General features: G+C 72.2%; 10 protein-coding genes. 4 read left to right on the top strand and 6 right to left on the bottom strand.

What is annotated here, in order from left to right; genetic code table 11:
• Nucleotide 1: 1 nt before the first annotated feature.
• Complete coding sequence (locus ACQPY0_RS39390; RefSeq protein ID WP_432972898.1) at nt 2-667, bottom strand: hypothetical protein; 666 nt, start codon at nt 665-667, stop codon at nt 2-4.
• Between the two features lie 120 nt (nt 668-787).
• Here ACQPY0_RS39390 and ACQPY0_RS39385 point away from each other — a divergent pair, with 120 nt between their 5' ends.
• Nucleotides 788-2,083: an MFS transporter gene (locus ACQPY0_RS39385; protein WP_432972895.1), complete on the top strand. Its 1,296-nt coding sequence runs from the start codon at nt 788-790 to the stop codon at nt 2,081-2,083.
• On the opposite strand, the gene ACQPY0_RS39380 is transcribed toward ACQPY0_RS39385, so the two are convergent.
• Nucleotides 2,063-4,111 (bottom strand): prolyl oligopeptidase family serine peptidase, encoded by a 2,049-nt coding sequence (locus ACQPY0_RS39380; RefSeq protein ID WP_432972892.1) that lies wholly within the window; start codon nt 4,109-4,111, stop codon nt 2,063-2,065. The genes ACQPY0_RS39385 and ACQPY0_RS39380 overlap by 21 nt on opposite strands.
• Before the next feature lie 213 nt (nt 4,112-4,324).
• Here ACQPY0_RS39380 and ACQPY0_RS39375 point away from each other — a divergent pair, with 213 nt between their 5' ends.
• Nucleotides 4,325-4,915 carry a TetR family transcriptional regulator gene (locus tag ACQPY0_RS39375; RefSeq protein WP_432972889.1) on the top strand — a complete coding sequence of 197 codons (591 nt, stop codon included), beginning with the start codon at nt 4,325-4,327 and terminating at the stop codon, nt 4,913-4,915.
• 93 nt (nt 4,916-5,008) lie between these two features.
• Here ACQPY0_RS39375 and ACQPY0_RS39370 read toward each other — a convergent pair whose 3' ends face one another.
• Nucleotides 5,009-5,944 carry an ArsR/SmtB family transcription factor gene (locus tag ACQPY0_RS39370; protein WP_432972886.1) on the bottom strand — a complete coding sequence of 312 codons (936 nt, stop codon included), beginning with the start codon at nt 5,942-5,944 and terminating at the stop codon, nt 5,009-5,011.
• Between the two features lie 64 nt (nt 5,945-6,008).
• Between ACQPY0_RS39370 and ACQPY0_RS39365 the strand changes: the two genes are divergently transcribed.
• Complete coding sequence (locus ACQPY0_RS39365; protein WP_432972883.1) at nt 6,009-6,989, top strand: aldo/keto reductase; 981 nt, start codon at nt 6,009-6,011, stop codon at nt 6,987-6,989.
• A gap of 178 nt (nt 6,990-7,167) precedes the next feature.
• Nucleotides 7,168-9,084 (top strand): S8 family serine peptidase, encoded by a 1,917-nt coding sequence (locus ACQPY0_RS39360; protein ID WP_432972880.1) that lies wholly within the window; start codon nt 7,168-7,170, stop codon nt 9,082-9,084.
• 51 nt (nt 9,085-9,135) lie between these two features.
• Here the strand turns inward: ACQPY0_RS39360 and ACQPY0_RS39355 are convergent, their stop codons facing one another.
• The 3 genes from ACQPY0_RS39355 to ACQPY0_RS39345 all read right to left on the bottom strand — a co-directional run bounded on the left by ACQPY0_RS39355 (nt 9,136) and on the right by ACQPY0_RS39345 (nt 13,929).
• Complete coding sequence (locus ACQPY0_RS39355; protein ID WP_432972877.1) at nt 9,136-9,942, bottom strand: serine hydrolase domain-containing protein; 807 nt, start codon at nt 9,940-9,942, stop codon at nt 9,136-9,138.
• A 10-nt stretch (nt 9,943-9,952) separates the two neighbouring features.
• A complete protein-coding gene (locus ACQPY0_RS39350; RefSeq protein ID WP_432972874.1) occupies nt 9,953-11,548 on the bottom strand; it encodes a chitinase in 1,596 nt (531 codons plus the stop codon).
• A 197-nt stretch (nt 11,549-11,745) separates the two neighbouring features.
• Nucleotides 11,746-13,929: an MMPL family transporter gene (locus ACQPY0_RS39345; protein WP_432972871.1), complete on the bottom strand. Its 2,184-nt coding sequence runs from the start codon at nt 13,927-13,929 to the stop codon at nt 11,746-11,748.
• Nucleotides 13,930-13,944 lie beyond the last annotated feature (15 nt).

Raw genomic sequence — 13,944 nt, 5'->3', positions numbered from 1 at the left:
GTCAGTGGTGGTCGCGGCGCAGGGACACCTCGAAGGCCCGCGCCGACGGCTCCGGTGCCTCGCGGAAGGACGCGAACAACGTGCACGACAGCGGGGCCTCCGGGGAGGTGACCCGGTGGGCCGTCAGGTGCGGCGAGTCCCAATGCACCCGCGGCAGGTTCTGGCTCGGGCCGAAGCAGGCGTCCAGCTCCGCCCGCGTCAGGGCCGGCTCCGTGAAGCGGATCTCCACCGAGGCCAGGCCCGCCCGGTCGTTCATGAACAGCTGCAACCACGCCGTGCCCGGCGGGCTGGGCTGGACGAACAGGCGCCCGAAGTCGTCCTGGGTCGGGGCCGGCAGGCCGAGCAGGGCCGCGACCTCGGCCGCGTGCTCCGTCGTCACGCCGCAGACGCGCCGCGCCCACGTCCACAGCAGATCCGTGGTCACCGGGCGGGCCACGAGGTCCAGCAGGTGGCTCGGGGTCGGCGGGCGCCGCCACGCCCGCGGCCAGTCGTCGAGGCCGGCGAGCTCGGCACCGTCGACGATGAGGGTGTACAGCGGCTCCGCCGGGAAGTCGTTGACCCGGACGGTCAGCGTGCGGCCGTCGACCTTCGCGTGATACGGGAACTCGCCGTCGCCCGAGTGCTCCCAGGCGATCGGGCGCTCAGTCAGGGCGGTCAGTTCGGTCATGACGGTCCTCAGGACGGCAAAGCAGACCCCGACAGCGTAGGCGGTGTCTGCAAACCCACAGTTGAGGCGGGTCACAGTCACCCCTTTCCCGCCTCGGCGACGGATAGCGTCGAGATCGTTATGCGCCGCTACCTCATGTGGAGCATCGGGCTCCTCGCGTACATCGTCGCCGTCTTCCACCGCTCCTCCCTCGGCGTGGCCGGGGTCGCCGCCGCCGAGCGCCTCGGCGTCGGCACCGCGCTGCTCTCGACGCTCTCCATGGCGCAGCTCGCCGTCTACGCGGCCATGCAGATCCCGGCCGGCGTCCTGCTGGACCGCTTCGGCTCCCGGCGCCTGCTCGTCGCCGGCGGCGTGCTGATGGTCGCCGGCCAGCTCGTCTTCGCCTTCGCCGGGGACATCGGCACCGCGATCGCGGCCCGCGTCCTCATCGGTGTCGGCGACGCGATGACGTTCATCAGCGTGCTGCGGATCGTCGCGATGTGGTTCCCGCCGCGCCGCAACCCCCTGCTGGTCCAGGCCACCGGCGTGGTGGGCCAGCTCGGGGCGCTCTGCTCGGCCGTACCCCTGGTGCTCCTGCTGCGCCACGCCGGCTGGACGACCTCCTTCCTGATCGCCGCCGGCCTCAGCGCCGTGGCGGCCGTGCTGGTCCTGACCTGGCTGCGCGACCAGCCGCGCCGCGCCGCGATCCGGACCGCCGGCGCGCCCGCGGTGCCGGACGTGCGCGGCGAGGTCGTCCGCGAGACCGTGCGGCGGGAGCTGGGGCTCAAGCGCTCGTGGGCGCACCCCGGCACGCGGCTGGGGCTGTGGACGCACTTCGTCACGCAGTTCTCGGGGTCGGTGTTCGCGCTGCTGTGGGGCTACCCGTTTCTGACCCAGGGCGAGGGCCTCGCCCCGGACACCGCCGCGCTGCTGCTGTCCCTGCTCACCGTCGGCGGCCTGGTCATGGGGCCGGCCATCGGGCACTTCTGCGGGCGGCTGCCGTACCACCGCTCGAGCCTCGTCCTCGGCATCGTCGGCGCGACCGCCCTGGCCTGGACCGCGGTCCTGGCCTGGCCCGGCCGCGCCCCGCTGTGGCTGCTGATCGTGCTGGTGCTGGTCCTGACGGTCAACGGCCCCGCCTCGATGATCGGCTTCGACTACGCCCGCTCGTTCAACCCGGCCGACCGCATCGGCGGCGCGACCGGGATCGTGAACGTCGGCGGGTTCACGGCCTCCATCGTGCTCATCGTCGCCGTCGGCGTGCTGCTGGACCTGCAGACCGCGCCCGGCGCCGAGCACCCGTCGCTCGCCGCGTTCCGCTGGGCGTTCGCCGTGCAGTACCTCCTGTGGGCCTTCGGCGCCGCCCAGGTGTACCGCTACCGGCGAACCACCCGCCGCCGCGTCGCCGCCGATGACCTAGCCCTGGCCGCCGCTTAGGGTCCGCCACAGGAACTCGAAGGCGAGTGCCCACTTGAAGGCCAGCTGCGCGTTGTCGGCCGCGCCGCCGTGGCCGCCCTCGATGTTCTCGTAGTAGGTCACGTCCTTGCCGTGCTCGCGTAGCAAGGCCACCATCTTGCGGGCGTGGCCGGGGTGGACGCGGTCGTCGCGGGTCGAGGTGGTGATGAGCGTCGGCGGGTACGGCACGGCGTCGCGCACGTTCTGGTACGGCGAGAACAGCGACAGGTACGCCCAGTCCTCGGGGTCGTCCGGGTCGCCGTACTCGGCCATCCACGACGCGCCCGCGAGCAGCAGGTGGTAGCGGCGCATGTCCAGCAGCGGCACCGCGCAGACGATCGCGCCGAAGAGCTCCGGGTAGCGGGTCAGCATCACGCCCATGAGCAGGCCACCGTTGGAGCCACCCTCGGCGCCGAGCCGCTCGCGGGTGGTGACGCCGCGCTCGACGAGGTCCGCGGCGACGGCGGCGAAGTCCTCGTAGGCGCGCGGGCGCTTCTCCCGCAGGGCGGCCCGGTGCCAGGCCGGGCCGTACTCGCCGCCGCCGCGGATGTTCGCCACCACGTAGGTGCCGCCGCGGGCGAGCCAGCCGCGCCCGACGATCGAGTTGTACGCCGGCACGCGCGAGACCTCGAAGCCGCCGTATCCGGACAGCAGCGTCGGGCTTGGGCCGGCGTCGGGGCGGCCGACCACGAAGTACGGGATCTGGGTCCCGTCGGCGGAGGTCGCGAAGAACTGGCGGGTCTCGATGCCCTCGGCCGGGAAGTACGCCGGGCCCTGCTTGAGGATCGTGGGCGGCTGCGCGGGGGCGGCGAGGTCGCCGTGGCGCAGCGTCGGCGGGAGCGTGAAGCCGCTGGACAGCAGCAGGTACTGCTCATCGCTGTCCTTGTTCGTGTGCCACACGTCGGTCTGGCCGAGCTCGCTGCCCAGCACCGTGCGGTGCCATTCGCCGCCGGAGTGCGACAGCAGCTCCAGGCGGCTGCGCACGTCGGCCAGCAGCACCAGGATCAGCCCGGTGCGGGTCCACTCCGCGTAGCTCAGCGACGTGTGCGGGTCGGGGCTGAACAGCACCGTGAGGTCGCGCTCGCCGGCGAGGTACGACTCCAGCGGCGCGATCAGCAGCGAACCGGCCGGGTGCGTGGACCCGCCCACCTCCCAGTCGGTGCGCACCCGCACCAGCAGCCACTCGCGGTGCACGGAGACGCCGGCGTCGTGGGGGACGTCGAGCTCGGTGAGCGCGTCGCCGGTGCGCAGGTGGCGCCGCCAGTGGAAGAAGTCCGTGGCCTGCCGGACGATCGCGCGGTGGCCCGGCCCGGACGGGTCGGTGGTGATGCTCACCGACACGTCGTCGGGGGAGCCGGAGAACACGACCGGGGCGTCGGCGACCGGGGTGCCGCGCCGCCACACGCGCACCTGGCGCGGGTAGCCGGACGTGGTCATGGAGCCGGGGCCGGTGTCGGTGCCGACGTAGACCGAGTCGGCGTCGATCCAGCTCACGCTGCTCTTCGCCTCGGGCAGGGTGAAGCCGTCCTTGACGAACTCGCCCGCGTCGAGGTCGAATTCGCGCACCACGGCCGCGTCGGCGCCACCGCGGGAGAGCGAGACCAGGCAGCGGTGCTCGCCGGCCAGCGGTCCGGTGCGCAGGAACGTCGCGCCCTGCCACACCCAGTTCTCCCCCTCGGCCTCGGCGAGCGCGTCGAGGTCCAGCACGCTCTGCCAGTCCGGCTGCCCGGTGCGGTACGACTCCAGGGTCGTGCGCCGCCACAGGCCCCGCTTGTGCTCGCCGTCCTTCCACAGGTTGTAGACCCGCTCGCCGTGCCAGGCGATCATCGGGATGCGGTCGTCGGCGTCGAGGACGGCGCGGATGCCCTCGTCGAGCTCGGTGAAGCGATCATTGCCGGTCAGCGCCGCGACCGTCTCGGCGTTGCGCTCGCGGACCCAGTCGAGCGCCCGTTCGCCCTCGACGTCCTCCAGCCACAGGCGCGCGTCGTCCGGGGTGATCGGTTCCGTCATCGGATCAGTCTGACCGAACAGCCGCCGGTTCGCCCAGCCGCCCGCGCTCGCGTTCCCCCCGCGGGATCGCGCGGGGCAGGGCGGCGGTGGTGAATGCCAGGCTCACCCCGAGCGGGACGGTGACGACGTCCAGCAGCGGGTATCCACCTTGGGGAAGTTTGTTGCGTGTTGCGCAAGCTTGCTGAACACGCACTTTTTGCTATCGTGGGAGACATGGAACCGGGCCTGCGTGAACGCAAGAAACAGGCGACCCGGCGGGCGCTGGCGCTGGCCGCCCTGCGGCTGACCGTGGAGCGCGGCTTCGACGGCGTGCTCGTCGAGGACATCGCGGCCGAGGTGGGCGTGTCGCCCCGGACGTTCAACAACTACTTCTCCAGCAAGGCCGAGGCGATCTGCGCCCTGCCGGTCGACCGCGCCCAGCGGGCGGGGGCGGCGCTGCGGGCCCGGCCGCCGGAGGAGCCGCTGCGCGAGGCGATCGAGGCGGCGATCCTGGCGGAGTTCGCGGGCGGCCAGGCGCCGGAGTACGTGCCGGACCGGGTCTGGTTCGCGGGCCTGCGCACGGTGCTGGCGACGCCGGCGATCCAGGGCGAGTACCTGCGCGTGCGCCTGGCGATGGCGACGGCGCTGTCGTCCGCGATCGCCGAGCGCCTGGGCACGCCGCCCGACTCGCTGATGCCGGACGTGATCGGCGGGGCGGTGGCCACGGCGTGCGATGTGGCCACCGGCCGCTGGCTGCGCGCCGACCCGCCGGTGCCGCTGCTCGGGCTGCTCCAGGCGGCCCTGCGCCACCTGGCCGACTACTGACCCGGCCGCCGGGTTCGCTGCGGCCCTCCGGCAGGTCCTGGCCTAGTTTCCTAGGACGTCTTACGCGCGGTGGCTAGGGGGCCGGGGCACGCGTCAGCCCAGGGTTACCAGGCGGTCGCCGAGATCGGTGCGGCGGTAGTTCACCCGCCGGCCCGCCCGTGCGGCGACGATCAGGCCCGCGTCACGCAGCGCCGTCAGGTGGTGGGAAGCGGTCGCCGGGGCCAGCCCCAGCCGTTCGGCGACGTCTCCCGTGCTCGACGGGGTCGTCAGCAGTGTCAGGACCGCCGCCCTGGTGCCGCCCAGCAGCGCCGCCAGCGGCCGCGGCGGGGGTGGTGTCGCCGCGGCGAACAGGGCGCCGACCGCGCGCGGCGGATACCACACCGCGCGGCCCCGCCCCGATTCGAGAATCCATGCGGCGGTGCCCGTGAACGCGGTCGGCAGCACCAGGAGCGGGTTGCCTCCGAGCGTCCACGGCGGGTGTTCGGTGTCCTTGAGGTAGTCCAGCTGCAGCGCGTCGGGGTTCCAGCGCAGCCGCGGATGCAGGTCGGCCAGCAGCGCGCCGGGGCCCGGGAAGGCGGCCGTGGCCGTGCGGTGGGCGATGTCGTTGTCCGCGGCGGCGCGCAGGCGGGGCCACAGGTCGGCCAGCGCGACGCGGAAGTACTGCCGGATCTGCGGGATCAGCCGCGCCAGCAGGGCCGCGGGGTCCTCGGCGGGCAGGCCGGCGGCGGCGAGCTCGGCGGCGATCCGGTCGGGCGGGGTCGCGGCGACGGCGGTGAGCTCGGCCTCGAGGGTGGGGCGGGCGGTCTGCGGTACCGGCGTCAGGAAGTCGGGGATCGCGCCGGTCGGCGGGGCGAGGACCCGCCAGAGGTCGTCGAGGCCGGCGACGGCCGGGGCGACGCGGGCGCGCCAGCGGGCGTGCTGCCACGAGGTGCCGCGCAGGGCCATGGTGCTGGTGACGACCTCGGTCATCGGGGAGTGGGCGAAGCGCAGGCGGAGCAGGTCGTCGGGGGTGAGCTCCAGGCGTTTCACGGTTTCATTCGAGCACGGTCGAACGGCTTCGGCGAAGTCGGGCGGGCGGCCTAGCTTCGCCGGCATGCGGTACACGAACTTGGGGCGCTCGGGGCTGAAGGTGAGCCGGCTGTGCCTGGGGACCATGAACTTCGGGTGGCAGCTCGGCGAGGCCGACAGCCACGCGATCCTGGACCGGGCGCTGGCGGACGGGATCAACTTCGTCGACACGGCGGACATGTACGGGGCGCGGGACTTCGAGGGCACGAGCGAGTCGTACATCGGGTCGTGGTTCGCCCGGACCGGCCGGCGTGACGAGGTGGTGCTGGCGACGAAGGTGTACCAGCCGATGGGGGAGGGGCCCAACGACCGGGGGCTCTCGGCGCGGCACATCGTCGCGGCGTGCGAGGCTTCGCTGCGGCGGCTGGGGACCGATCGCATCGATCTGTATCAGATGCACCACGTGGACCGCTCGACCCCGTGGGAGGAGATCTGGCAGGCGATGGACGTTCTGGTGGCGCAGGGCAAGGTGTTGTACGTCGGCAGCTCCAACTTCGCCGGCTGGCATCTGGCGGCGGCGCAGGCGGCGGCGATCCGGCGGCACACGCTCGGGCTGGTGTCGGAGCAGCTGAAGTACAGCCTGCTGACCCGGCATGTGGAGCTGGAGGTGGTGCCGGCCGCGCAGGCGCTGGGGATCGGGCTGCTGCCGTGGTCGCCGCTGGCGCAGGGGGTGTTGTCGGGGGCGCTGCGCAAGCACCGGGACGGGGTGGCCGGGCGGACGACGTCGCACGCGGCGGCGCGGGTCGAGCAGCACCGGGCGGTGCTGGAGGTGTACGAGGCGTTCTGTGCCGAGCTGGGGCTGGATCCGGCGGCGGTGGCGCTGGCGTGGGTGCTGTCGCGGCCGGGTGTGACGGCGCCGATCGTCGGGCCGCGCACCCCGCGGCAGCTCGACCTGGCGCTGGTGGCGCTGGAGTCGTCGCTGGGCGATGACGCTGTGGCCCGGCTGAACGAGATCTTCCCGCCGGTCGGCAACGGGGGGCCAGGGCCGGAGGCGTGGGCCTGGTAGGTGTCGGGCGGTTCGGGGGCGGGGTCGCCGGGGTGGACGACAGCGCCGCGGAGATCCTGTCGGGTGATCGGTGCGAAGTCGTCACGGGGCAGTGACTTTCGGTTAGTGGCAGCTCATCGTGGTCTTTCGGATGCATGCAGTGAGTGCGTTCCGTGCTCCATGGATGGGGAGATGGTCGATGAGGAAACCGAGAGCGGGCCGGCGATGGGGCCGGGGCGTGGTGGCCGCCGCGGTGGCGCTGGGGGTGCTCGGCGCGGGTGTTCCGGCCGCGGCGGCCCGCGCGGCGGACCCGGTCACCGGGGCGAAGGCGGGCGGCGGCTTCCTGGCCGGAGAGTGGCCGGCCGGGGCGGGTACGACGCTGAAGAGCGTCCGGTCGATCGTGCGGGCCGACACCGGCTCGGCGGCGTCGCTGACCGGGCAGGGGGTGGGCATCGCGCTGATCGACACCGGCATCGCACCGGTCACCGGGCTGCCGGCCGGGCAGGTCGTCAACGGGCCGGACCTGTCGTTCGAGTCGCAGTCGGCCCAGCTGCGTTACCTGGACACGTTCGGCCACGGCACGCACATGGCCGGCATCATGGTCGGTAACGACACCGCGGGCGGCACCGTGGGCCTCGCGCCGAAGGCCAAGGTCACCTCGGTGAAGGTCGGCACGGCGACGGGGGCGGCCGACGTCACGCAGATCATCGCGGCGATCGACTGGGTGGTGCAGAACCGCAACTACGACCCGGCGAACCCGATCCGGGTGATCAACCTGTCGTACGGCACGGCGGGCATGTCGGCGCAGAGCGTCGACCCGCTGATGTACGCGGTCGAGCAGGCCTGGCAGGCCGGGATCACGGTCGTCATCGCGGCCGGCAACGACGGTAATGCCACGACGGCGCTGACGAACCCGGCGATGGACCCGTTCGTGGTCGCGGTCGGCGCGTCGACGACGAAGCAGACGACCACGACCGGCGACGACGAGCTGGCGACGTTCACCAACGGCTCGACCGCGGCGCGCAAGGTGGATCTGCTGGCGCCGGGCATGTCGATCGTGTCGCTGCGGGACGTCAACTCCTACGTCGACGCGACGTACCCGAACGCCCGGGTCGGCGACACCGGCTTCAAGGGTTCGGGCACCTCGCAGGCGGCCGCGGTGGTGTCCTCGGCGGCGGCGCTGCTGCTGCAGCAGCGGCCGGGTCTGGCCCCGGATCAGGTCAAGGCGCTGCTGGTGGGCGGCGCGACGACCCTGACCGCGGGGAACACGGCGGGCAAGGGGCTCAAGGAGCTCAACGTGGCCCGGTCGGCGGCGCTTTCGACGCCGGCGGCGACGCAGAGCTTCGCGCGGGGCACCGGGACCGGTTCGGTGGAGACGGCCCGCGGCGGCAATCACCTGACCGCGGACGGTGTCGCGCTGACCGGCGAGATGACGCTCTTCGGCCCGTTCAACAACGCGGCGTGGGCGTCGCTTTCGGCGCAGAAGACGTCGTGGAACGGCGGCGTGTGGATGGGCTACCGGATGGCCGGCGACACCTGGACGGGGGTCGGCGGCGACGGCGGTACCGGGCAGATCGCGGGGTTCGCCGGCAAGTGTGTCGACGTCATGAACCGGCTCAGCAACAACGGCACGCCGATCCAGCTGTACGACTGCAACAACACGCCGGCGCAGTACTGGCAGCTGCGGTCCGACGGCTCGGTGCGGGCGCTGGGCAAGTGCATGGACGTGACGGCGGCGGCGAACCAGAACGGGACGAAGATCCAGCTGTACGACTGCAACGGCACTGCGGCGCAGCAGTGGCGGGTCACCGCGGCCCGGCAGCTGGTCAACGTGGGCTCGGGCCGGTGCCTGGACGTCGCCGGCTGGAGTTCGGCCAACGGCAACCAGCTGCAGCTCTGGGACTGCCTGGACCAGGACAACCAGCGCTGGGTGCCGCCGTACACGTCGCGGACCTGGTCGGCGGCGACCTGGGGCGGCACGCCGTGGACAGGTGTGGGCACCTGGAGTGATCCGGAGTGGTCCGGGCAGTACTGGACCGGCCACTACTGGTCGGGTCACTACTGGTCCGGGCACTACTGGTCGGCCGACGACTGGTCGACGGCGGGCTGGTACTGATTGTCGCAATTGTCGGAGATGCCGGGTGCGCCCGGCATCTCCGACATTCGGCTATCCGGCGTGCTCGGCCAGGACCGCGTCCGACAGCGCCGGCCACGCCTCGGCTGCCCACTCGCCGAAGTCGCGGTCGGTGAGGCAGGCCAGGGCGAGACCGGCGGCCGGGTCGACCCACAGGAACGTGCCGGTCTTGCCGAAGTGGCCGAACGTGCGCGGCGAGTTGTTCGCGCCGGTCCAGTGCGGGGACTTGTGGTCGCGCAGCTCGAAGCCCAGCCCCCAGTCGTTGGGGTCCTGGCGGCCGAAGCCGGGCAGCACGCCGGTGACGCCCGGGTATTGCACCGTGACCGCCTCCGGCATGAGGTCGGGCACCAGTGACGGGTCGAGCAGTTCCTGGCCCAGCAGGGCGAGGTCGCAGACCGGTCCGACGGCGCCGGCGGCGGGGGAGCCGTCCAGGCGGGTGCCGCCCATGCCGAGCGGGCGCAGTACCGACTCGGTCATCAGCTCGGCGAACGTGCCGCCGGTGCGGGTCAGCACGAACTCGGCGAGCAGTTCGAAGCCGCGGTTGGAGTAGATGCGCTTGCGGCCGGGGGCGGCCAGGATCGACCCCTCGTCGAAGGCGACGCCGGAGGTGTGGGCGAGCAGGTGGCGGACGGTGGCGCCGTCGGGCCCGGCGGGCTCGTCCAGCAGTAGGTCACCCTTGTCCACCGCCACGAGGACCGTCAGGGCGGTGAGCAGCTTCGTCACCGACGCCCACGGCAGGGCGTCGTCGGGGCCGTGGCGGTCGCGGACACCCTTGGCGTCCACGACCGCCACCGCCGCGGTCTGTACGGGCCAGCTGTTCACCAGGTTCAGTGCGCTCACCCGGTTGAACCTACGGCAAGCCGTTGAGGAACGGGCGCTGGGCGTTCTGGAACTCCCAGTTGTAGTACCGGTCCCAGTTGATCGACCAGGTCATGAGGCCGCGGAAGGCGGGCGAGGTGCCGCCGCGCAGGGTGTACCCGCCGCAGCCGGAGCCGCTCACGAGGCAGTTGACCGCGGTCTGGACCACGGCCGGGGCGACGTAGCCGTTGCCGGCGCTCACCGCGGCCGGCACGCCGATCGCGATCTGGTCGGGGCGCAGGCCGGGGAAGGTCTGGCCGGTGTTGGCGACCGGGAAGCCGGCCTTGAGCATGTCGGTCATGGCGATGTGGAAGTCGGCGCCGCCCATGGTGTGGTACTGGTTGTCCAGGCCCCAGATCGGGCCGGAGTTGTAGTCCTGGACGTGCAGGATCGTCAGCGAGTCGCGCAGCGCGTGGATGACGGGCAGGTAGGAGCCGGCCCGGTTGTCGCCGGCGCTGGTGCCGCCGTAGAACTGGTAGCCCAGCTGGACGAAGAACGTCTCGGGCGCCATGGTGAGCACGAACTTGGTGCCGTACTTGGCCTTGAGCGACTTCAGGGCGCTGATCAGGTTGACCACGACCGGGGTGGTCGGGTTGCGGAAGTCGCTGTCGCCGGCGTTGAGGTACAGCGAGTGGCCCTCGAAGTCGATGTCGAGCCCGTCGAGGCCCCAGCGGTCGATGATCGCGCTGACCGAGCTGACGAAGGCGTCGCGCGCCGCGGTCGTGGTCAGCTGGACCTGGCCGTTCTGGCCGCCGATGGAGATGAGCACCTTCTTGCCCTGGGCCTGCTTGGCCTTGATCGCGGCGAGGAACTCGGCGTCGGACTCGACGTTCGGGCACTCCGCGGCCGGGCAGCGGTTGAAGCGGATGTCGCCGGAGGTGACGCTGGTCGGCTCGCCGAAGGCGAGGTCGATGACGTCCCAGGCGGCCGGGATGTCGGCCATCCGGACGTATCCGGAGCCGTTGGCGAAGCTGGCGTGCAGGTAGCCGATGAGCGCGTGCTTGGGGATGCCGGTCACCGGGGTGGTCGGGCTGGTGCTGGGGCTCTTGGACGGGCTCGGGCTCGCCGACGGGCTCTTGGAGGGGGAGGAGGAGGTGGGTGGCGTGGTGGTGGGCGGCGTGCCCGGGCCGTCGAGGGCGATGTCGTCGGCGTTGTACGCGCCGGTGCCGTACCAGCCGTGCAGGTACACCTGGACGGAGGTCTGCCCGGCGGCGGTGGTGAACGGGAGCGTGAGCTTGGTGTAGGCGGTGGCCGAGGTCCAGGTCGACGCGCCGCCGGTCACGCCGAGGTAGACGTAGCTGCCGCGGACCCACGCGGAGAGGGTGTAGGCGGTGCTCGGCTGGACGGTGACGGTCTGGGTGCACTGGGCGTTGTCGGAGGCGGTGGCGTTGCCGTTGAGCGCGTAGGAGCCGGAGTGCACGGGTGTGGTGACGGCGGCGGACCCGGAGCCGGTGCACGACCAGCCCGACAGGTTGCCGCTTTCGAAGCCGGGGTTGGACAACAGGTTGGCCGCATACGCGTTGGTGGCCACGAACAGGCCGGTGACCAGCAGGCATGCGGCGCCGAGTATGAGCGCGATGCGCTTCATGGGCGACCTCCATCGACGGTGGTCGCCATTATTAGGTTTGTTAACTGTTCATGTCCAGAGGTCTTAACCCGCCCTTCATGATGGCGGCGATCCGGCACCGGGCCGCGGGCTGCGCTTGACGTCGGCCGGCGACCCTGCTTCGCGCTCGGCCGGGAAGTCCGGCGCCAGGGCACCGGACTTCCCGGACATTTCACGATTTATACGCGTACGGGTGTTTCGGTGGCCGGCTCCTGGGACAGGTGGTGGCGCAGCTTCTCGCCCTCGATGTCCACGTTCGGCAGGATCCGGTTCAGCCAGCGCGGCAGCCACCACGCGGCCCGGCCGAGCAGCGACACCACCGCCGGCACGATCGTCATCCGCACGATGAACGCGTCGATCGCCACGCCGATCGCCAGCGCGAAGCCCATCGACTTGATGATCGGGTCCTCGACCAGGATGAAGCCCGCGAACACCGCCGCCATGATGAACGCCGCCGCGGTCACCACCCGGGCGCCGTGCCCCATGCCGTTGATCGTCGCCTGCTGCGGCGTGTCGCCGTGCACGAAGTCCTCGCGCATCCGTGACACCAGGAATACCTCGTAGTCCATCGCCAGGCCGAACAGGATGCCGATGAGCAGGATCGGCAGGAAGCTCACCAGCGGCCCGGGATGGTCCAGCCCGATCAGGTCGCCGAGGTGGCCGTCCTGGAACACCAGCACCGTGATGCCGAAGGTCGCCCCGACGGTGAGCAGGAACCCGGCCGCCGCCTTGAGTGGCACCAGCAGCGAGCGGAAGACGAGCATCAGCAGCAGTACCGACAGACCCACCACGAGCAGCAGATACTCCGGCATGGCGGCGGACAGCTTCTCCGACACGTCGATGCCGAGGGCCGTCTGGCCGGTGACCGCGAAGTCGGCCCCGCCGATCGTCTTGAGCTTGTCGCGTACGGCGTGGACGAGGTCCTCGGTTGCCGTGTCCGTCGGCCCGGTCTTCGGGATCAGCGCCACCAGGGCGGTCTTGCCGTCGCGGCTGAAGTTCGGCGCGGTGGCGGCCAGCAGGTCGGGGGTGCCGGTGAGGCTCTGTATCGCCTCCCCGACCTTGGCCTTTGTCGTGTCCGGCGAGTCGCTGGCCACCACCAGCGCCAGGCGCCCGTTGAAGCCCGGCCCGAAGCCCTGGTCGATGAGGTCCGCGGCCTTGCGCGCCGGCGTGTCCTGCGGCCCTTCGCTCGCCCCCGGTAGCGCGATGCGCATGTGCGAGGCGGGGATGGCCAGCGCCGCGAGCCCCAGCACGCCGACGAGGATCACCGGCACCCGCAGCCGGATCATCCACCGCGCCCAGCGGAACCCGAAGCTCTCCGGGTGGTGTGCCGCCGCGCCCTCGGCCAGGGTCTTGCGCTGCTTGCGGGCCAGGATCCTCGTCCCGGCGAAGGCCAGCAGCGCCGGCTGCAGCGTGATCGCCACGAGCACCGCGACGGCCACGGTGCCGGCCGCCGCCAGGCCCATCACCGTCAGGAACGGGACGTTCACCACCGCCAGGCCGGCCAGCGCGATGACGACGGTCGCACCCGCGAACACGACCGCCGACCCGGCCGTGCCGACCGCCCGCCCGGCCGCCTCCTGCGGTGCCAGGCCGTCGCTGAGGTTCTGCCGGTGCCGCGAGGAGATGAACAGCGAGTAGTCGATGCCGACCGCGAGCCCGAGCATCAGCGCCAGCACCGGCGCCGTGCTCGTCAGGTGCACCACGCCCGACAGTGCGAAGAGCGCGGCCATGCCCGCGCCGACGCCGAGCAGCGCGTTGAGCATCGTCATCCCGGCCGCGACCAGCGACCCGAACGTCACCAGCAGCACCACGAGCGCGATGACGACGCCGATGCCCTCCTTGCCGCCGACCTCCGGCTCCTGGTTCATGACCTCGCCGCCGTGCTCGACGCGCAGCCCGGCCTGCTCGGCCGCCTTGCCCGTCTGCTCGTACTCGGCCCGCTGGTCCTTGGTGACCTTGTCCGCCCGGTCGGCGAACTGCACGGTGATCAGCGCGTAACGCTCGTCGGGGGACAGGGCCTTGGTGGTGTACGGGTCCAGCGCCCCGACCACGCCGGGCAGCTTGTTCGCCTCCCCGACGAGCCCCATCACCGCGGCCTTGTTCTGGTCCGTGACGAGCTTCGCGCCCTCGGGCGCGGCGATGACGATCGTGCCGGTGGCCCCGCTGGCCTCCGGGAACTGCGTCGTGAGCGCGTCGATCGCGCGCTGCGACTCCGTGCCGGGCATGGTGAAGTCGCTGGAGGTCGGCCCCTTGAACGCGAGGGCCGCGCCGCCGAGCGCGCCGAGCACCACGACCCACAGGATGAGCACCAGCCAGCGATGCCGGAACGAGGCCCGGCCGAGCCGGTAGAGCAGAGTAGCCATGACGTTGGCGTCCTA

Source organism: Dactylosporangium sp. CA-233914 (assembly GCF_050942935.1).
Lineage (GTDB): Bacteria > Actinomycetota > Actinomycetes > Mycobacteriales > Micromonosporaceae > Dactylosporangium.
The sequence above is the reverse complement of the archived record's forward strand: the minus strand, read 5'-3'. Positions and strand labels throughout refer to the sequence as shown.